Origin of the sequence: Diaminobutyricimonas sp. LJ205 (assembly GCF_009755725.1) — a bacterium.
Lineage (GTDB): Bacteria > Actinomycetota > Actinomycetes > Actinomycetales > Microbacteriaceae > Ruicaihuangia.
Map to the genome: position 1 here is coordinate 2,053,761 of NZ_CP046619.1, position 19,082 is coordinate 2,072,842.

Below are 19,082 nucleotides of genomic sequence, written 5' to 3' on the forward strand. Positions count from 1 at the left end.
CACTGGCTGCGGTCATCAGGGGCTCTGCAACGCGAATGCGATGAGCAGCATGGTCACGCAGAATCCCACCGCGTAGTTGATCCAGAGGAATCGTTTCCACCCGCGGTTCGCCTCAGCCGAGCGGTCATCATCCAGCCGCACGAACGGCGCGACCGCGACGATGTACGGCACCGCCAGTGCTGCGGCCAGCGGGCCCGGCCAGTCGGTCAGCAACATCAATAGCCCGGCAGCGGTCCACAGGACGATCGCGAACCGCACCGTGAACCGGGCGCCGAGCGCGGTCGCGATGGAACCGATTCTCGCCTCCCGGTCGGGCACGATGTCCTGCACCGCGCCGAAGGCATGGCTCGCGACTCCCCAGAGGAAGAACGCGGTGAGCACCACGAGCAACTCCGGGGTCAGGGTGGCCCCGGCGAGGGTGAGCCCATACACGGCCGGGCTGACGAAATGGGTGCTGGAGTTGAGCGAGTCCAGGAATGGCCGCTCCTTGAACCGCAGCCCGGGAGCGGAATAGGCGACCACAGCGAACAGGCTGACCGCGAGCACCAGCCAGGATGCCGGCGAGCCGACGATCAGCAGATAGCCGAGGAAAGGCAGCGCCAGGCTGACCGCGGCGATCAGCGTTGGCCGGTGCACCGATGGCGGCAGGAGCGCACCCTCGAGTCCGCCCTTACGCGGGTTGGCGACATCCGATGCGTAATCGAAGACGTCGTTGATGCCGTACATCAACAGGTTGTACGGCACCAGGAAGAACAGGGCGCCGACGATCAGGGTGGCATCCATCTGGCCGGTGGTCAGCAGATACGCGGCGGCGAACCCGAAGGCGGTGTTGATCCAGCTGAGCGGGCGGGACGCGATGAGCAGGTGCATCGCCAGCGGGCGATGATCACGGGTGCGCTGATCACGAGTCATGAGGCCTCCGTGCGCGACGGCGGAGCAGCGACCACAGCGCGGGCAGCAGGATCACGGCGGCCAGTGGGTAGGTGAAGTCCTCGATGGGCGCCTGCCCGATCAGCAGGCCGCTGGTGTGCGCCGGGTCGTAGGCGAACAGTCCCAGCCCGATCATCACGTTGTCGAACACGGCGGTGAGAACCAGCAGCGCGAGGGTGGCCAAACCAATGGCGGCGGCGGAACGAGGTCGGATGCCGCGACCGTTGCGCATTCCGAGCGGGAGTGCGAGCACCGCCAGGGCGGCGATGAGAAAGCCGGCGCACAGCAGGAGGTAGGTCATGATTGCTCCTCCCCCGGCCGTGCCAGCACACGGGACCCGCCGGTCACCAGCACCATCGTCAGGTAGCAGAGGAAGACGAGAAAGAAGACCTCTTCCAGGGGCAGTTCGGGTGCGAGCAGGATGCCGGTGGAGATGTCCGACTGCGCTCGGAAGAAGATGCCGAGGCCGATGCCGGCCAGATCCCACGCGAGGAAGAACAGTGTGCCGACCACGAGCACCACGGCAGCACGAGCCGGATCGTGCCAGAAGAACAGCCGGAACCGGCGATCCAGCAGCACCATGCAGCCGATCGACGCGAGCAGGAAGCCGAGGTAGAGCACGTTCACAGCGGCTCCGGGAGGGGTGTCGTGCTGGTGTCGCCGCGCAGCCGCTTGATCACGAGCTCGGCGCTGATCAGGCACATCGGCAGGCCGACCCCGGGCACCGTGGTGGCTCCGGCGTAGAGCAGCCCCTTCACCTTCGACGAGGCATTGCTGCCGCGGAAGAACGCGCTTTGCGTGAGCACGTGGGCGGGGCCGAGGGCGCTGCCACGCCAGGAGTTGAAGTCGGATTCGAAGTCCGCGGGGCCGATCGTGCGCCGCACGCGGATCCGCTGCTCCAGGTCCGGGATGTGCGCCCAGAGGGCGATCTGCCGGATGGCCTGGTCGGCAACGCGTTCGACCGCAACATCCCCCGAGCCGTCGGCATCGCCGAACCCGATCGCCGGGTCGGCAGGCACCGGCACCAGGACGAACAGGTTCTCCTGGCCATCCGGGGTGACGCTCGCGTCGGTTGCGCCCGGTTTGCAGACGTACAGCGACGCCGGGTCGGGGATCGAGGTCGGCTCGCTGAAGATCTGGGAGAAGTCGCCTTCCCAGTCCTCGGTGAAGAACAGGCTGTGGTGCGCGAGCTGAGGCAGCTTGCCGTTGACGCCGAGCAGCACGAGCACCGCGCCGGGTCCGGCCACCCGCTGCTTCCACCAGGCGTCATTCGTGCTGCGGAACTCAGGCCGCAGGAGCACCGTTTCGGTGTGATGCAGGTCGGCTGTGGACACCACCACATCGGCGTTGATCGTCCGGTTGATGCCCGAGGCATCCGCGAACCGCACTCCGCGCGCACGTCCGTTCTCGACGGTGATCTCGGTGACTCGCGCGTCGGTGAGAATGCGCACGCCCTCTGTTTCGGCGAGTCGGCGGATGCTGTCGATGACCTGAGCGAATCCGCCGAGCGGGTAATAGACGCCATCCTGCAGGTCGAGGTGGCTCATCAGGTGGTACATGCTCGGCGCGGCATACGGCGATGTGCCGAGGAAGACGGCGGGATAGCCGAGCACCTGACGCAACCGCGGGTCGCGGATGCGGTCGGCGATGAAGCGGTGCAGGGGCTGCAGCAGCAAGCGGACCAGTCGGCCGCTGCGGCGCAGCACATCGCCGGTGGCAAGGGTGCGGTACGAGGCAAACGTCGAGTAGAGGAACCGCCGCACCGCCATCTCGTAGGTTTCCCGGGCGGAGGCGAGGTAGCGCTCCATCGCCGCCCGCGCGCCGGGTTCGATCCGTTCGAACGTGTCCAGGGTGCGCTCGCGATCAGCGCTGACGTCGAGTGGTTCGGGATGCTTCTCGAAGAACACCCGGTAGCCCGGGTCCAGCTTGGTCAGCTGCAGCTGTTCGGACGCGGAGGTGCCGAGCAATCGGTAGAAGTGGTCGAACACCTCGGGCATGAGGTACCAGGACGGCCCGGTGTCGAATCGGAAACCGTCCTTCTCCCACGTGCCCGCGCGACCGCCGACCACTTCGCGCGCCTCCAGCAGGGTCACCTGATAGCCATCCCTGCCGAGCAGGGCAGCGGTGGCAAGCCCCGCGATGCCGCCGCCGATCACCACTGCCGTGGCCGTCGCGGTCACTGCGCCCCCGCCATCGAGCGCATCAGAATGCCAAGCTTGCGCGCGGTCGGAACGCGGACGCGTTGCCGCACAAGTTGCGGGGCGGGGGTCTCCCGCAACCGCGCGGTCAAGGCGGAGAACAGCGCGTGCGCGGCAACCACCGCGCGGCGGCAATCCGGCGGCAGCAGCGAAATGGTCTCGCGGGCAGCGGCGAGGTCGGCCTGGATCTGGGCGACGAGGGCGTCCTTCTCGGCTTCGGTCAGCCGCTCGGGGTCGATGCCGGGAAAGTACCGACGGCCGCGCGCACTGAAGTCATCCGCGAGGTCGCGCAGGAAGTTGATCCTCTGAAACGCGGAGCCGAGACTGCGGGCGCCCTCCTCGAGGCGCGCCCGGGTGCTCTGGGCGACGGTGTGGTCGATCAGGAACACCCGCAGGCACATCAGCCCGATCACTTCGGCGGAGCCGTATACGTACTCGCGCAGTTCCGCCTCGGTGAAGTCCACCGGGCTGAGATCGCGGCGCATCGATGCGAAGAACGGCGCGGTGAGTTCGGTGCCGATCCCGGCTTCCCTGGCGGTGCGCGCGAAAGAGTGCACCACCAGATTGCTGCTGTAGCCGACGGCGATGGCCTGGTGAGTCTGGGTCTCCAGCTCATCGAGGATGTCGCGCTGCCCGGCGTTGTCGACGCCGGCCTGTTCTGCCGCCCCGTCGACAATCTCGTCGGCGATGCGCACCAACGCGTAGATGTCGGCTACCCGGTCCCGGGTGGGTCGGGCGAACAATCGGGAGGCGAGGCCGAACGACGACGAGTACTCGGTGATGATGCGAGCCGAACTGCGGTGCGCCGCGCGGGAGTATTGCGCCAACGGCTCCAGCTCGGTGCTCATGCTTCGCGCTCCACGCATCGGGTGAGCACCCGCCGAAGCAGCCCGTCGAGCTCGCCCGGCAGCCCAGCATGATCGAGCGTCTCGATCGCTTGGGCGGTGCGCGCCGCGATCACTGATTCGACGAAGACGTTCGCACCGAAGTCGACGAGGGCGGCGCGAACGAGAGCGGCGTCCTCGTCGGTGAGGTCGGGGCGGCCGAACCGCGGTTCGATGATGGCCCAGGCATCCGTCGTCCGCGCATAGGCGATCAGCAGCGTCTGCTTGCCCTCGCGCAGGTCGCCGAGGGTGCTCTTGCCGGTCATTCGTTCGTCGCCGAACACCCCGAGCATGTCGTCCCGCAGTTGGAACACGGTGCCCAGATCTGCGCCGATGCTCCGGAGAGTGTCGATGGTTCTCGCATCCGTCCTGGCGAGGATCGCACCGGCCACGATCGGCGCGATGAAGGAGTAACTGGCCGTCTTGTTTGCGCTCATGGTGACGATATCCGCGGGCGATGGCTGGACGATGCCGGTGGCGTACGCGACATCGGCGTGCTGGCCCGCGGCCGCGTCGAAGACGGCGTGGTCGAAGACGTCGAGCAGGGCGCTTCGCACCGCGGCATCGCCGGGCAGCTCGGCGATCACCCGCTGCGCGGCATGCAACAGCAGATCTCCGGCCAGGATTGCGGATGCCTCGCCCCAGACGGTGGCACGCTGCGGCTGCACGCCCCGGTCGACGGCGTCGGTGGCGAACACCCCGGCAAGGTTGGGGCTGCCGCGTCGGACCAGGTCCCGGTCGATCACGTCATCGTGCATGAGCAGCGCGGTGTGCAGCAGCTCGAAGGCGCCGGCGACTCGCACAGCGAGATCGGCATCCGTGCCGCCCAGCGCGCGATAGACGCCCAGCACCAGCAGGGGGCGAAGCTTCTTGCCGCCGACGCTCGCGTCCCGTGCCGTTTCCCACAACCGGCGGAAGCTCGGTCGGTGCCGTGCGGCCCGCTCGATCCGCTCGTCGAAGAACTCCTGCAGTCGCACCGCGACAGCGCTGCCGCCCTCCACGCCGTCGGTCTTGCTGAGAAGCGCGGTCATGCTGCATCCACCGCCTCGGTCGAGTGCTGGCCGTTATCCAGCGAGATCGCCTCGCCGCCCAGGAACGGGAGCAGTCGCGCCTGCATGACCAGCCACGGGCTGAACGCCCATGGCGCGCTGCGGACGGCGTGGCCGAGCGTCTGCGGATCGACCCAGGCGAAGTCGATCACCTCACCCGGATGCGCCGCTGGGGTGGTCTCGGTGACCGCGATGTACACCGGGCAGAGCTCGTTCTCGACCATTCCGCGCGCGTCGGTGGCCCGGTAGCGGAACAGTGGCAGCTCGAGCCGCACATCGGTCAGGGTCAGGCCCAGTTCGAACTCCGCCCGCCGATGCACGGCCGACAGCACGGGCTCGGCTGGTTTCGGGTGACCGCAGAACGAATTGGTCCACACTCCGGGCCACGTTGCTTTCTCCAGTGCACGCCTGGTCACCAGGACTTCGCCGTCCGGGTTCAGTACATGGCACGAGAACGCCAGGTGAAGAGCGGTGTCCGCGCCGTGCACGTGGGCCTTGGGCGCGGTGCCGATGGGAGCGCCCTCGTCATCGACGAGAACGACATAGTCTGAGTCCGACATGGCTAACTCCGTGTATTTCTAGACTGGCTAGTAAATAACGTAGCACGCATCTAGTTAGTCGACTAGGCTGATTTCATGCCAGCAGAGGGGCATCCCGCACATACCGTCGAAGGATCGATGCACGATCCTCGCGTGACCGACCCCCGGCAGGAACTCGTCAACCGTGCCGATCTCGACGAGGCCAGCCTCGACCAGATCGTGCGCGTGATGGACGCGATGCGGGACTGGCGCCAGGCTGAGACGCGGATGAGTGAGGCCTCGCGCAAGTACATGAAGCTCGGCGAGACCGACATGCGGGCACTGCGCTTTCTCATCTCCGCACACAACCAGGGCATCTTGGCCACCCCGGGCGCGATCTCGGATCACCTCGGCATCTCGAGCGCATCGACCACCAAGCTGCTGGACCGCCTCGAACGCGGCGGGCACATCACCCGGTCGCCGCACCCGACCGACCGCCGGGCACTGGTGATCCACGTGACCGACGAAACCCGGGTGGTCGCGCGCGAGACCGTCGGCCGCCAGCACGCACGCCGCTTTTACGCGGCGGCCAGGTTGACGCCGGAGGAGCGCGAAGTGGTGATTCGATTCCTCAGTGACCTGAGCGCCACCGAAACGGCGAACGGATCACTGCACGCCTGAGCCGATCGGGCGTTCCCAGTCGGCGATTCCGCCATCGACCACCTGAAAGATCGGGTGCGCCTCGGGAGCGGTGACCGCGGCCCAACGCTCGGCCACCAACGGGCTGCGGGTGGTGAGCTTGCCGAGCAGGTGGGACCACTCATAGTCCAGCTGACCCTGCGGCAACGCGATCCTGGCCACTACCGACCCGGGAACGAGGATGCGGGACCGGTCAAACCGGTAGCCCCGTGCGTCTGCCTCGTCGGCGATCCCGGTGAGGAATGCGCCGACCACCACGAGTGGCGCCGGGTCGGCGCGGAAGCGTTCGAGCTGCGGATGCCGGCTGTAACCCCGGCCCGGCGTGGCGATCACTGCCTGCGCCAGCAGCGCCTCCCGCCACCCGGCGGTGAGCGCCTGCCGGTCAAAGTACTGCGGATGCACCGACCAGAGCCTCACGCGTCAACCGTAACGGTCTGGGCTGACACCGCTCGTTGTTCCGCCTCGAGCACGATCCGGTTGGCCATGCCGTTGAAGATGATGCCGTGGAAGGGCAGGATCGCGAACCAGTACAGCCGACCGCTCAGCCCGCGCGGGAAGTACACCGCCCGCTGCCGGTAGCGGGCGCCAGTCGGGGTCGGTTCGGTCTCCAGCTCCAGCCAGGCCCGGCCCGGCAGCCGCATCTCGGCGCGCAGACGCAAGGTTCGCGGGCGCTCCAGCCGCTCCACCCGCCAGAAGTCCAGCACCTCGCCGGTGCTCAATCGTTCGGCGTGACGTCGCCCGCGACGAAGCCCCACTCCCCCGAACAGCTTGTCGATCCAGCCGCGCAGCGCCCAGGCCAGCGGAAAGGAGTACCAGCCGTTTCGCCCGCCGATCCCCTCGATGACCGTCCAGAGCTGGTCCACCGATGCGGAGGTCTCCCGCTGCTTGAGGTCGGTGTACACGGTGTGTCCCGCCCAGTCCGGGTCGCTCGGCAGTGGATCGCTCGGGGCATCCTCGACCGACGCGTTCTGCCACGAGGTCTCGACATCCGCGTCGCGCATCTTCGCCAGCGCGAGCCGCACCGATCGACGGTAGCTCAGCAGCCCCTCGGCGGGCGGCGGGATGTACTGGTCGATGTCGCGCTCGGTGACCACGCAGTCGAACTGAAGCGACTCGATGATTGGCACGGCCAGCCGCCGCGGGATCGGGGTCACCAGGTTCACCCATTGCGACGCGAGCCAGGGCGTCAACACCGGCAGCGATGCGATCGGGCGCTGTTTCAGGCCGGCCTCCAGCGCGTAGCCGTTCATCATCTGGCCGTAGCGCAGCACATCGGGTCCGCCGATGTCGAGCGTGCGATTCACCTCTGACGGCAGCTGGGCGGTCGCGAGCAGATAGTAGAGCACGTCCCGAACGGCAATCGGCTGCACCTTGTTGCGCACCCACCGCGGCGCCGGCATGTATGGCAGCACCTCGGTCAGGTGCCGAATCATCTCGAACGACGCCGAGCCGGACCCGATGATCACGCCGGCCTGCAGCGCTGCGGTCGGCACTCCCGACTCGAGGAGCGCATTGCCGACCGCCACGCGGGAGCGCAGGTGGCGCGAGAGGGTGACCCCGTCCGGGTGCAGTCCGCCAAGGTAGACGATGCGCGAGACACCGGCTTTCTTGGCGGCGGTCGCCACATTTCGTGCGGCGGCGAATTCTTCCTCGTCGAAATCTCCGTGCGAGGTCATCGAGTGCACCAGGTAGTAGGCGACATCCACGGCTGCGGATGCCTCGGCCACGGCCTTCGGATCCTTCAAGTTGCCCGTCACGACCTCCACCCTGTTCAACCACGGCACATCCGTGAGTTTCTGCGGCGAACGGACGATGACGCGCACCCGGTATCCGGCCTCGAGCAGTCGCGGCACCAGCCGCCCGCCGACATAACCAGTGGCCCCGGTCACCAGCGCGAGCTGTCCAGTCATGCCCGAGACACTACGCCCGAGTTCTTCGGTCTCTGGCCGCTCGGATGCAGCGGGCCTACCATGACAGGACTATCCCGTCGCCTCATCCGGGGAGCTTGCCCATGGTCCAGGTCCGCATCATCGGTCTCGCTGTAGATACCCGCGCGCAGCCCGTGATTCTGCTCAAGCCGATCCTCAACGAGCCCGGCACGGGCAAGATACTTCCGATCTGGATCGGCGCGCAGGAGGCGACATCCATCTTCATTGCCATTGAAGGGGCGCACGCCCCGAGACCGCTGGCGCACGATCTGATGAAGAACCTGCTCGAGGAGGTGGCCGCCAGCGTCGACAAGGTCGAGGTCACCCGCATCGACGAGGGCACGTTCTACGCCGAAATCACCCTGCGCACGCAAGGCGGTGTGCGGCTGATCGATTCCCGGCCGTCGGATGCGATCGCCCTCGCCGCCCGCGTCGATGCGCCGATCTGGGTCGATGACGACGTTCTCGAGGAGGCCGGGATCGAGGACGAATTGGATCACTCGGCGGAGGAAGACGAGAAACTAGCCGAGTTCAAGAAGTTCCTCGATGAGGTCGACCCGGAGGACTTCCAGGGCTAACCCTTGCTGGCGAACCAACCCCACATCGTTCTACGCTCAACCCATGTGCAGGAACATCCACACGCTTCATAATTTCGAGCCGGCCGCCACCGACGATGAAGTTCATGCCGCCGCACTCCAGTTCGTCCGCAAGATCAGTGGGACGACCAAGCCGTCGAAGGCCAACACCGCCGCATTCGAGCTGGCGGTCGAAGAGATCGCGCACATCTCGCGTCATCTGCTCGATGATCTGGTGACGAGCGCTCCCCCGAAGAACCGGGAAGTCGAGGCTGCCAAGGCGCGAGCCCGGGCGGCCACCCGGTACTCGGCAGCCTGACCCGGCCCGCTAGTTCGCCGACGGGCGGTGGCTGTCGGTGAGCGCTGGCGGCCATACAACCTGGAACCGCTCGAACACGATCTCGTGGTCGTCGGTGAAGCTGTCACCGCGAGCAGCGCAGGTTCGCTCCCAGTAGCGGCGGTGTCCGATCAGCCAGCTGTCCAGCGAGCCATCGTCTTCGCCCTCGTCGCGGGCGAACGTGGCATCCACGCTCGCAATGGTGCCGATCCGGAGTTCCGTACTGCGGAGGATCACCGTCGGTCGGCCCGATCCGTCACAAGCCACCCAGTGCGAGCCGACGCGCGGCAGCGGCTCGTCGCGGGCCAGGAATTCGTCGACGAGGTCCGCGGTCGCCCGCTTGGTGCCGCCGACGACGAGCCCGAGCAGTTCATCGGAAAGCTCTGCAGAGTCCCCGAATCGGTCCACCGCGTACTCAGGGTCGGAACGCGCTGCGACGGGATGCGCCGCAGCGTAGTCCGCCCAGAATCGGTCGGCGGCTGCCCGATCAAGCGGGGCGGCGGGCGTTCGTTCCGTCATGCGCGGTCGGCGATCGCCGCGAGCAGGACGGGCTCGGGCTGAGTGTCCCACGTGCCGGTCAGGGTCTGGCGCACGCGTGCAGGAAGCGCGACGCCGATCTCGCGCACCAGCAGCAGCTCGAAGGACGGGGTGGCGATGGTGGTCACGGCACCGCTGGTCGCGGCCTCGACCGGGTCGGCCTGAATGCCGTCAATCGGCGCGCTGCCGCTTCCCCGGACCTCCGCAGAGCCGGGGACCGATTCCCGGCCGGCATCCGTCTCGTAGAACACTTCGGCTTCTCGTCCTCCGCCGAGGATGGCCTGGGCGAGCACTTGCGCGTACACCGGGTCGCCGGCGGCGTCGTAGAACCAGCGTGTGCCCAGCACCGAGTGCTCGGCTGTGCCGAGCAGCCACGCGTCCGCGCCTTCCAGTGGAGCGCCGCGGTAGGTCAGCGGGACCTGCAGTTCCGCCCCGTCGCCGGCGCGCACGAGCATTGTCTCCACGCCGACCTCGCCGGCGGGGTCATCGAATCGGTAGGCGGCGGTGCGCTCCCACGGCTCGGTGGCGTCGTAAGCCCACGGTTGTTTCCTCAGCCAGGCCGAGATCAGATCGAGCTTTGACGGGTGAATTTCTGCTTTGTGCAGGATGGCCATTGGTTCAGGCTATGACAGGTGCGCATTACTCGGAAGCAGACGCACTCGATGCGTCGGCCCTGTTGGCTCAGGCGAGCGACAGCACGTAGGCGAGCACGAATCCTGCCGCCGTGCTGATAGCGACGGCGGGGCCGCCATGTTCGAAGGCCTCGGGCATCAGGGTGTCGGCGAGCGAAGCGATCACGGCGCCCGCAGCGAAGGCCAAGGGCAGCGAGATCGTCTCGGGGTCGCTGGTCGACAGCGGGCCTGCTCCGATGACGACAGCGGCCACGAGCAGCGCCGCGCAGGCGCCCCAGAGGCCGAGGATCCACAGCGTCGACCGACCCTGACTGCGCATCGAGGCAGCGCCGACGAGCGCCTCCGGCAGGTTCGAGACGAAGATCGCGGCGAGCAGGGCGAGTCCCCCGGTTCCTTCGCCGAGCGAGACCCCGAGCGCGATGTTCTCGGGAACGCCGTCCAGCGTGACGGCGGCCAAGAGGGCCAGCCCGGCGGCGCCTCGGGTGGACGTCTTCGCCGGAGCTCGGTCGACGGCGGCGGCATCCGTATCCAGCTTTGCGCTTCCTCGGTATTCGTCTGCCGGTTTCGTCCGGGAGCCGGGCTGCGCCCAGCGGTCGAGCAGTGCACTCAGGATCGTGAACACGACCGCCCCGACGAGCAGCCCGATCGCGGCGCGGACGATCCCACCGCGCTCATGCGCATCCTCGAACAGCTCGAAGGTCAGCGCGGTGATCAGGGCGCCCGCCGCGAACGACAACAGAATCGCGAGCAGTCGCTTCGGGAGTTCGAATCGCGCGCCGATGAACGCGCCGATCACGAGCGCGCTGGATGCGACGATGCCGAAGAGCAGGGCACTTCCCACGTCGCCAGTATGGGCGCGGGTGGGTTGCTCGGTAAGGCCACGGTCAGCCGTCGAGCGATTCTAGGGCGTGACCACCAGCTTGCCGAGCGCGCGCCCCTGACCGACCTGGGCGAGCGCGTGCGGCACTTGCTCAAGTGGGAAGGTTCGGTCGATGTGGATGCGCAGATCGCCTGCGATGCACAGCGCCGCTGCGGGCTCGAAATGTGCGGGGCCGGGTTTCACGACCAAGACCCCGAGTGAACGTCCGGTGAGCCGGCCGGCCGCGGCGCCTACCGTGATGATCCGCAGCAGCGCCCGCACGGTGCCGCCGACACAGCGGTAGCGGCCGCCTCGGGCCAGCGCCCGCCGGTAGGCGAACACCGACCGGTGCGCGACGAAATCGAGCACGTGGTCGTACGGCTCGCCCCGGGTGAAGTCTTCGGTGCGGTAGTCAATAACCTCGTCGGCGCCGAGCTGCCGCATGAAATCGAGCTTGTGGGCATTATCGACCGCGGTCACGTGGGCGCCGGCGCGTTTGGCGAGCTGGATCGCGAACGTTCCTGATCCGCCGCCGCCCCCGTTGATGAGCACGCGCTGCCCGGCTCGTACGGGAGCGATTCCCTGCAGCGCGATCGCGCCCGTCTGGGGCAGCGTCGAAGCTTCGGCGAAAGACAACTCTTTCGGTTTGTGCGCAAGCGCGGTTTCTGCGGCCACGGAGTACTCGGCGAACCCGCCCATCAGGGTCAGATTGTCGCCGTACACCTCGTCGCCGACCCGGAACCTGGTGACACCGGAGCCGACCACCGCGACACGACCGGCGATGTCGGAGCCGAGCACCCTTCGCGTCGGGGCGCGGAGTCCGCCGAGGCGGGCGTACGCAGGCTTCCCGGTCAGGCCTTCCCAATCGGAGAGGTTGACGGATGTCGCGGCGACCTTGACCAGCACCTGTTTCGGGCCCGGAGTCGGGGTTGGAATGTCCTCGATCCTGAGCACGTCAGGCGGGCCATACCGGTCGTAGACGACTGCCCTCATCCGGATTGACCGTTTCGCGCGGGACGCCGGTTACTGGACATGCCATGAGTGTACGACGCCGGTGAAGGCTAGCGCGGAACAATCCTCGTGTTGCGTACCGAGCCCATATCTGAGCCAACCGGGTTTAAGCACAAAATCCCGGCTTCCGAAGAAGCCGGGATTTTGATTTGGTTGCGGGGGCAGGATTTGAACCTACGACCTCTGGGTTATGAGCCCAGCGAGCTACCGAACTGCTCCACCCCGCGGCACAAGAATTGACTCTAGCACGCGGTTTTGAGGGGCGCCAATTGAAGGCGGTTCACCGTCCGTTCATGCCCCATTTAGGTGTTGCTCGAGCCGAGAGCGCGCGTGCTGCGGCGCGCAAAAGAGGAGATTCGGTGACGCGCCGCAGCAACTGGCGCGACACACCGAGGGTGTTGCAGAAAGTCCTTCTGAAGGCACGCGCTCGAGGCCGGTTCTACCGCGCGGAGGCGCCGATGGAGTAGCTCAGGGGTAGCCACTTCTTGTCGGGCGATCCGAACATGCGGTCATCGGCATCGATGAGCGAGTCGAACATCTTGAACGGCACTTCGTAGTGTTCGTGCAGGAAGTCGATGGACAGTCCCGCGTCCAGCAGTGCGGTCACGACAGCGGAGAGCGGATGCATCCACTCGTGCGTCACCGTGTTGACCGTCTGCTCCTCCCCTGCGTAGTCGGCCCCGTCGTCGCTCACGATCGCCTCGCCGGCCATCGTGTACGGGTAGGCGAACCGCGGCAGCGTGTCACCGGCGGCATCCTCGAACACGAACGCCGCCGGATGCCCGTCGGCGAAATACAGCTTGCCGCCGGGCTTCAGGAACCAGGCGATGATGCGAGCCCACTCCGCGACATCCGGCAGCCAACCGATCGTTCCCCACGTGGTGAAGACCAGGTCGAAGGATTCGGGTTCCGGCAGCATGTGCCGGGCGTCGTACAGGTTGGCGTTGATGAACCGCGATCGATCGTCGAGCCCGGTCTCTCGTGCGAGCGCCCGCGCCGCGTCGATCGCAGGCTTCGAGAAGTCGAGCCCGACAACACTCGCCCCGCGCTGTGCGAGCACAAGGCTGTCCGCCCCGAAGTGGCACTGCAGGTGCAGCACCCGCTTGCCCTCCAGCCCGTCGGGCAGGTAGGCGGCCAGTTCCGCTTCCTCGATCGGGTACAGGATGCCGCGACCATCGCGCAGCGCCGACTGGTCGTAGAACTCGCTGGCCACATGCAGCGGAACCCGCTCGTCCCACTGGGCGCGGTTCGCCTCGAGCCAGTCCCCGCCGCGTAAGTCCACGCGGCGGGGGGCCTCGTCAGGCTCGGCCAACGAGGGCTACTGGCCTTCGCTGGCCGCGATCGCCCGCTCAAGAGCGTCCTGCAGACGCTTATCGGCCTCAGCAGCGGCGACCAGGTCGTTTGCGGCGTAGGCGGCCTCACGCTCCAGCAAAGCGTCGTGAGCATCCTGTAGCGCTGCGTCGAGATCGTTGCTCGGAGCCGGTGCCTCGGGCGCAGGCTCCGCTCCCGGCTCGGTGGGCGCCGGTGCCGGCTCGGTCGGCGTTACCGGCACCTCGGTGTCACCTGCCGCTGCTCCGGAGTCGCCACCGAACAGCGAGTCCAGCGCCGCATCGAGGGTGTCCTCGAAGGCGATCTGGTCACCGAAGGCGACGAGCACCTTCTGCAGCACCGGGTACGACGTTTCCGTGCGCGACTGCACGTACACCGGCTGCACGTAGAGCAGGCCGCCCCCGACAGGCAGTGTCAGCAGGTTTCCGCTCAACACGTCGGTCTCACCCTGGCGCAACAGGTTCAGTTCTCGCGAAACCGTCGGGTCGGCGTTGAAGTTTGCCTGCACCTGCCCCGGACCGGGCACCGTGTCCTGCTTCGGCAGGTTCAGCAGCGTCAGTTTTCCGTAGTCCTCCGACACTTCACCCGGAGTGCTTCCGGCGTCGGCGTTCACTGAGAGGTAGCCGAACAGCACGTTTCGGGTGGACTCGGCGGTACCGCTCGGAATGAACGTCGAGTACAGGGAGAACGCGGGAGTCTCCTCGCCCGGCATCTGCATCGTCAGGTAGTACGGCGGCTGGAGCGGCGGGTTCGCCGAGGTAGTGGTCGGTTCGTTCGGCGTCACCCAGGCGTCATCCCGCGAGTAGAAAGACCCGGGAGTGGTCACGTGATAGGTGCCGAGGATCGCCCGCTGCACCTTGAACAGGTCAGCTGGGTAACGCACGTGCTCCATCAGCTGGGCACTCATCTCTTCCATCGGCTCGAGAGTCGAGGGGAAGATCTTCTGCCAGGTCTGCAGCACCGGGTCCTGCTCGTCCCACGCGTACAGCGTCACACTGCCGTCGTAGGCGTCGACCGTGGCCTTGACCGAGTTGCGGATGTAGTTGATGTCATCGAACGCGACGACCGGCTGCGGAGTGTAAGTGTCCGCAATCACATCGGAGAGCTGCTCCACCCGCGAGTACGGGTAATGGTCGGTCGTCGTGTAGCCATCGACGATCCAGACGAGCTTCTCGTCAACAATCGCCGGGTAGGCGTCGCTGTCCAGGGTGAGGTAGGGCGCGACCTTCTGCACCCGCTCGCGCGGGTCGCGGTCGTACAGGATCTGCGACTCGTCATTGACGGCATCCGACAGCACAATCTGCTCCGACTGGAACTTGATCGCGTAGACCAGCCGGTTGAAGAAGTTGTCGAGCTTCGGCCCGCCTTCCCCCTCGAACGTGGTGGTCGTGTTCTGGGCGCCCTCTTCGTCCCCGGAGGGGTAGTCGAGTTCGACGTCCTCAGAGCCTTCGGGCGCGCCGACGATCGAGTAGGCGGGCGAGGACTCACCGAAGTAGACGCGCGGTTCGAAGTCACCGAGCGCACCCGTCGAGGGGATTCCCGACTCGATGAACACCGGCTGGCCGTCAACCGAGCGCTGGTTGCCGAACGCGGCGACCACGCCGTACCCGTGCGTGTAGACGACGGTGCTGTTGTACCAGCTGACGTCTTCGCCAAGACCCGCCTGGTCAAGCTCGCGCACCGCAATCACGGTGTCGGTCATCTCGCCGTCGACGTTGTAGCGGTCGACGTCGAGGTGCTCGGGGAACTGGTAGTAGTTGCGGAACTGCTGCAACTGCCCGAACGCGTCGGTCACGAGGGCGGGGTCGATGATGCGGATGTTCGCGGTGGTCTCAGCGTCCTCGCGGAGCGCGCCGGGCTCGGCATCCGTCGTCGCGTTGTAGGCGACCGACTCGACCCCGGACACCCCGTACGCATTTCGGGTGGCTTCGATATTCCGGGATATGTACTCCGCCTCAACGGTCGCCTCACTCGGGTCGACCTGGAAGCGCTGCACGATGAACGGGTACACGCTGCCGATCACGATGCTCGACACAATCAGCAGCGCGGTGCCGATGATCGGCAGGCGCCAGCGACCGATGACCGCGGTGATGATGAACAGCACCGCGATGACTGCGGCGATTCCGGCGAGGATGGCCCGGCCGGGGATGATCGCGTTGACCTCGGTGTAGCCGGCACCGGTCTGCAGGTAGCCGGTGCTCGATTCGGCAAGCGTTGCGTACTGGTCGAGCCAGATGCTCACGGCCTGCAGCGCCAGGTAGAGCGCGCCGGTGAGGGCGAGCTGCACGCGCGCGGTGCGCGATATGCGCACCTCACGACCGCTCACCCGGAGCGCACCGTAGAGGTAGCTGGTGGCCAGGGCGGCCAGGCCGGAGATCAGCACGACCGCCGAGGCGAACGCCACGATCGACTGGTAGAACGGCAGCTCGAAGACGTAGAAGCCGATGTCGAGTCCGAACTGCGGGTCGGTCTCACCGAACGGCGTGCGGTTCAGCCACTGCAGCGCGAGCGGCCAGCGGCTGGACGCGGCAATGCCGGCGAACAGACCGAGCACAGCGGGGATGCCGTACATCGCCAGGCGGCGCAGCGGCTCGATCACCTGCTGGTAGCGGTCAAGCTGCGCGTTGAGCTTGGCGTACACCGGCCGTCGGCGGAAGGCGACCTCGATCGACACCCAAACCGGGACGGCCATCGCCAGGAAGCCGATGACGAACATCGCGGCGGTGGCGAACCACTGCGTGGTGAGCACGCTGAGGAAGCCGAGCTGGTCGAACCAGAGAATGTCGGCGTACAAGCCGGAGAAGATGAAGAACAGGATCACCAACGCCGCGAGGACCCCGGCCGTGACGGCGAGGGTCACGCGTGAACGTGACCGATTTGCGGACGGTGATGCTGAACTCAAGTGATTGCTCCAAGTTGCTGGCCAAGGATGCTCTCATCTTAAGCGTGCCGCGGCTGCGAGTTCGCCTCGAATATTACTTATTTACTCTATGGCGCAGGTTGGAAGCTCCGAAGTGTCCCCTTCAGCGACGCCTTCCAGCACCGTGAGTGCCTCATCGAGCGTCGACACAGCGAACACCTCGAGCCCGTCCGGCACGTTGCCGGTGACCTCGTTGCAGTTGTCGGCCGGGGCCAGGAAGTACTCCGCCCCGGAGGCGACGGCACCGTGCATCTTCTGCCGGATGCCACCGATCCCGCCGACGTCGCCCGAGGCCGCGATGGTGCCCGTGCCCGCGACATCCGCTCCCCCGTTCAGCGCGCCCGGGGTGAGCTTGTCGATGATCCCGAGGGTGAACATCAGGCCGGCGCTCGGACCGCCGACGTTCTCGAGCTGGATGTCGACCTCGAACGGGAAGTCGTACTGGCCGCCGACCAGGATGCCGAGGATCGGCGTCGGCTCCGGGCCATCGCTGAGCTCCGGGGTGACCTCGAGCTCGAGGCGTTCGCCGTCACGGACGACGATCACCGTTGCCGGCTTGTCGGTGCCGTTGTCGGCGATCGCGGCGCGCAACCCGGTGACGTCCTCGAAGGTTTCGCCATTGAGGCTTTCGATCACGTCGCCGGCTTCGAGCACGCCATCGGATGCCCCGCCGGGCTGCGCCTCGACGACGCTGAGCATGCTCGAGAACTCATGACCGAGTTCGGTGAGCGCCGCGGCCACGGCCTCCTGCTGCGAGTTCTCCATGTCGACCCGGCTTTGCTCGGTGGACTGCTCGCGGGTGACTCCTTCGGGGAACACGCTCTCCACCGGCACCACGGCCTGGCTGGGGTTGAACCAGGCGCCGATGACGTCGAGCCAGTCGGGCAGCCGTTCCGGGTTGCCCACCACGCTGACGGTGAGCAGGCTGAGCGATCCCTCGGTCGGGTGGGTCTCCTGCGACGGGATCGAGATCATCGGCACCTGGTCGCCGGAGACCTGCACATCGCTCAGCGTGTCGAACACCGGGCCGGGCTTCTCAATGACATACGGCGCCGGGATGACGGCGAGACTCGCCGCGGTGAGCACACCGACGCCCAGCAGTGACCAACCGATCCATCCGCCGCCGCGTTTACGACCTGGCCGGGCCGGGGTCAGTTGTTCGAACAGAGCCACGTGATCCTTATCGGGTGAGCGGATGTTCCCGCCTGTTCGCCACGGGCGCACAGTCAGGAGCGTCAGCCTAAGTCAAAACACAGCCACGCCGACCGTGCACCGACTAGCGTAGTTTGCATGGCTGACGATCCGCGGAAAGAGCCCGAGGACGAGTTCCGCGACATGCTTCGCGAGTTCCTTTCTGGCAACTCGGAATTCGACCCCGGCAAGCTGGCGGGAGCCGCTGGGCTCCCGAATGATCCTGCGCTGGTCGCGCAGATGATGAGCCAGCTGCAGAGCGCACTGAACTCCTCCGCCGACGGCGTGAACTGGGACCTGGCCGTGCAGCAGGCAGAGCACATCGCCACCCGGTCCTCGGTCGTGTCGCTGCCTGCCGAGCGTTCGCAGCTGGAACAGGCGTTCCACGTCGCTTCGCTCTGGCTGGACGAGGTGACCGAGATCTCCGAGCTCACCGCCACGCCGAAACTGTTGAGCCGCACCGAATGGGTGGCTGCGAGCATGCCGGTGTGGACCCAGCTCACCGAACCCGTGGCCACGTCCATCGCCAACGCGCTCACCGAGGTGCTCGCCGAGCAGGCTCCCGAAGAGATGAACGGCATGATGGCCGGCGCCAGCCGCATGATGCGCAACCTCGGCGGCACACTGTTCGCGATGCAACTCGGCCAGGTCGTCGGCCAGCTGTCGACCGAGGTCGTCTCGGGCGGTGACGTCGGCATCCCACTGCTGGATGACCAGCACGCTGCGCTCATCCCCCAGAACGTCGCCGCTTTCGGCAGCGGCCTGGACATCCCCACCGAAGAGGTGCGCCTCTACCTGGCGGTGCGCGAACTCGCGCACGCGCGGCTGTTCCGGCACGCCAAGTGGCTGCGGATGCATGTGCTTTCGTCGGTGACCGAGTTCGCCCGCGGCATCCACATCGACACCATGCGGCTCGAGGAGCTCGCCGCCGACTTCGACCCGTCGAACCCCGAGGAACTGCGCAATGCGCTCTCCAGCGGCGCGCTGATCCCGCCGAAGACCCCGATTCAGCAGGCCGCGCTGGCGCGACTCGAGACCATGCTCGCACTGATCGACGGCTGGGTCGACGTGGTCACGGCGCGGGCAACCTCCCGGCTTCCGCGTGCGGCCGCGATCGCGGAGACGGTCCGCCGCCGCCGCGCCACCGGAGGCCCGGCCGAGTCGGCGTTCGCCACCCTGGTCGGCCTGGAACTGCGGCCGCGCCGGTTGCGTGAGGCTGCGGCGATGTGGCAGCAGGTGACGGATGCCACCGGCGATACCGGTCGCGATGACCTGTGGGCGCATCCCGACATCCTTCCCACCGCCGACGACATCGACGACCCCGCAGCGCTGGTCGCCCGCCTCACCGCCAGTGAGCCGGTGCGCGATGACATCGACCAGGCGATCGAGGATCTGCTGAGCGACAACGGCGAGGACCGTCCGAAGGAAGACTGACCCGTCCTGTGGACAGATCCGGCGAGCGCCGGAGCCCCGGGGTCATCATGC

At 67.1% G+C, this 19,082-nt stretch carries 20 protein-coding genes and 1 tRNA gene; 4 read left to right on the plus strand and 17 right to left on the minus strand.

Features of this window, described 5'->3' with window-relative positions:
• Positions 1-15: 15 nt before the first annotated feature.
• The 7 genes from GO591_RS09930 to idi are packed head-to-tail and all read right to left on the minus strand — an operon-like array spanning position 16 to position 5,621.
• Complete coding sequence (locus GO591_RS09930) at positions 16-912, minus strand: prenyltransferase (protein WP_157156670.1); 897 nt, start codon at positions 910-912, stop codon at positions 16-18.
• The gene (locus GO591_RS09935; protein ID WP_157156671.1) at positions 902-1,231 is read right to left on the minus strand and encodes a lycopene cyclase domain-containing protein; all 330 of its coding nucleotides are present in this window, start codon (positions 1,229-1,231) and stop codon (positions 902-904) included. Before GO591_RS09935 ends, GO591_RS09930 begins: the two co-directional genes overlap by 11 nt.
• On the minus strand, positions 1,228-1,557 hold the full coding sequence (locus tag GO591_RS09940; RefSeq protein WP_157156672.1) for a lycopene cyclase domain-containing protein: 330 nt from the start codon (positions 1,555-1,557) through the stop codon (positions 1,228-1,230). Before GO591_RS09940 ends, GO591_RS09935 begins: the two co-directional genes overlap by 4 nt.
• Positions 1,554-3,110, minus strand: a complete 1,557-nt coding sequence (crtI, locus tag GO591_RS09945) for a phytoene desaturase family protein (RefSeq protein WP_157156673.1) — start codon at positions 3,108-3,110, stop codon at positions 1,554-1,556. The genes GO591_RS09940 and crtI overlap by 4 nt, the downstream gene beginning before the upstream one ends.
• Positions 3,107-3,976: a phytoene/squalene synthase family protein gene (locus tag GO591_RS09950; protein ID WP_157156674.1), complete on the minus strand. Its 870-nt coding sequence runs from the start codon at positions 3,974-3,976 to the stop codon at positions 3,107-3,109. The genes crtI and GO591_RS09950 overlap by 4 nt, the downstream gene beginning before the upstream one ends.
• Positions 3,973-5,043 (minus strand): polyprenyl synthetase family protein, encoded by a 1,071-nt coding sequence (locus GO591_RS09955; protein ID WP_157156675.1) that lies wholly within the window; start codon positions 5,041-5,043, stop codon positions 3,973-3,975. Before GO591_RS09955 ends, GO591_RS09950 begins: the two co-directional genes overlap by 4 nt.
• The gene (idi, locus tag GO591_RS09960) at positions 5,040-5,621 is read right to left on the minus strand and encodes an isopentenyl-diphosphate Delta-isomerase (RefSeq protein WP_157156676.1); all 582 of its coding nucleotides are present in this window, start codon (positions 5,619-5,621) and stop codon (positions 5,040-5,042) included. Before idi ends, GO591_RS09955 begins: the two co-directional genes overlap by 4 nt.
• A gap of 132 nt (positions 5,622-5,753) precedes the next feature.
• Between idi and GO591_RS09965 the strand changes: the two genes are divergently transcribed.
• The gene (locus tag GO591_RS09965; RefSeq protein ID WP_370455268.1) at positions 5,754-6,260 is read left to right on the plus strand and encodes a MarR family winged helix-turn-helix transcriptional regulator; all 507 of its coding nucleotides are present in this window, start codon (positions 5,754-5,756) and stop codon (positions 6,258-6,260) included.
• Here the strand turns inward: GO591_RS09965 and GO591_RS09970 are convergent.
• Together GO591_RS09970 and GO591_RS09975 are read right to left on the minus strand one after the other, a co-directional pair.
• On the minus strand, positions 6,246-6,695 hold the full coding sequence (locus tag GO591_RS09970) for a pyrimidine dimer DNA glycosylase/endonuclease V (protein WP_157156678.1): 450 nt from the start codon (positions 6,693-6,695) through the stop codon (positions 6,246-6,248). The two genes, GO591_RS09965 and GO591_RS09970, sit on opposite strands and share 15 nt — an antisense overlap.
• A complete protein-coding gene (locus GO591_RS09975) occupies positions 6,692-8,188 on the minus strand; it encodes an SDR family oxidoreductase (protein WP_157156679.1) in 1,497 nt (498 codons plus the stop codon). Before GO591_RS09975 ends, GO591_RS09970 begins: the two co-directional genes overlap by 4 nt.
• A 101-nt stretch (positions 8,189-8,289) precedes the next feature.
• On the opposite strand from GO591_RS09975, the gene GO591_RS09980 reads away from it, so the two are divergent.
• Both GO591_RS09980 and GO591_RS09985 read left to right on the plus strand, forming a co-directional pair.
• The gene (locus tag GO591_RS09980) at positions 8,290-8,784 is read left to right on the plus strand and encodes a bifunctional nuclease family protein (protein ID WP_157156680.1); all 495 of its coding nucleotides are present in this window, start codon (positions 8,290-8,292) and stop codon (positions 8,782-8,784) included.
• Positions 8,785-8,827: 43 nt separating this feature from the next.
• Entirely contained in the window at positions 8,828-9,100 is a 273-nt protein-coding gene (locus GO591_RS09985; protein WP_157156681.1) for a DUF2277 domain-containing protein, read from the plus strand.
• Positions 9,101-9,109: 9 nt separating this feature from the next.
• On the opposite strand, the gene GO591_RS09990 is transcribed toward GO591_RS09985, so the two are convergent.
• From GO591_RS09990 to GO591_RS10025, 8 genes are all read right to left on the minus strand, one after another.
• Positions 9,110-9,637 (minus strand): ASCH domain-containing protein, encoded by a 528-nt coding sequence (locus GO591_RS09990; RefSeq protein WP_157156682.1) that lies wholly within the window; start codon positions 9,635-9,637, stop codon positions 9,110-9,112.
• Positions 9,634-10,269 carry a CG0192-related protein gene (locus GO591_RS09995; protein WP_157156683.1) on the minus strand — a complete coding sequence of 212 codons (636 nt, stop codon included), beginning with the start codon at positions 10,267-10,269 and terminating at the stop codon, positions 9,634-9,636. The genes GO591_RS09990 and GO591_RS09995 overlap by 4 nt, the downstream gene beginning before the upstream one ends.
• A gap of 67 nt (positions 10,270-10,336) precedes the next feature.
• Positions 10,337-11,128 carry a ZIP family metal transporter gene (locus tag GO591_RS10000; protein ID WP_157156684.1) on the minus strand — a complete coding sequence of 264 codons (792 nt, stop codon included), beginning with the start codon at positions 11,126-11,128 and terminating at the stop codon, positions 10,337-10,339.
• A gap of 60 nt (positions 11,129-11,188) precedes the next feature.
• Entirely contained in the window at positions 11,189-12,139 is a 951-nt protein-coding gene (locus GO591_RS10005) for an NAD(P)-dependent alcohol dehydrogenase (RefSeq protein ID WP_157156685.1), read from the minus strand.
• Positions 12,140-12,307: 168 nt separating this feature from the next.
• Positions 12,308-12,384 (minus strand) — tRNA-Met (locus tag GO591_RS10010).
• 212 nt (positions 12,385-12,596) lie between these two features.
• Positions 12,597-13,469 (minus strand): class I SAM-dependent methyltransferase, encoded by an 873-nt coding sequence (locus tag GO591_RS10015; RefSeq protein ID WP_157156686.1) that lies wholly within the window; start codon positions 13,467-13,469, stop codon positions 12,597-12,599.
• A 6-nt stretch (positions 13,470-13,475) separates the two neighbouring features.
• Complete coding sequence (locus GO591_RS10020; RefSeq protein WP_232466127.1) at positions 13,476-16,346, minus strand: UPF0182 family membrane protein; 2,871 nt, start codon at positions 16,344-16,346, stop codon at positions 13,476-13,478.
• A 123-nt stretch (positions 16,347-16,469) separates the two neighbouring features.
• Positions 16,470-17,579, minus strand: a complete 1,110-nt coding sequence (locus tag GO591_RS10025; protein WP_157156688.1) for a YlbL family protein — start codon at positions 17,577-17,579, stop codon at positions 16,470-16,472.
• Between the two features lie 117 nt (positions 17,580-17,696).
• On the opposite strand from GO591_RS10025, the gene GO591_RS10030 reads away from it, so the two are divergent.
• Positions 17,697-19,031, plus strand: a complete 1,335-nt coding sequence (locus GO591_RS10030) for a zinc-dependent metalloprotease (protein WP_157156689.1) — start codon at positions 17,697-17,699, stop codon at positions 19,029-19,031.
• Positions 19,032-19,082 lie beyond the last annotated feature (51 nt).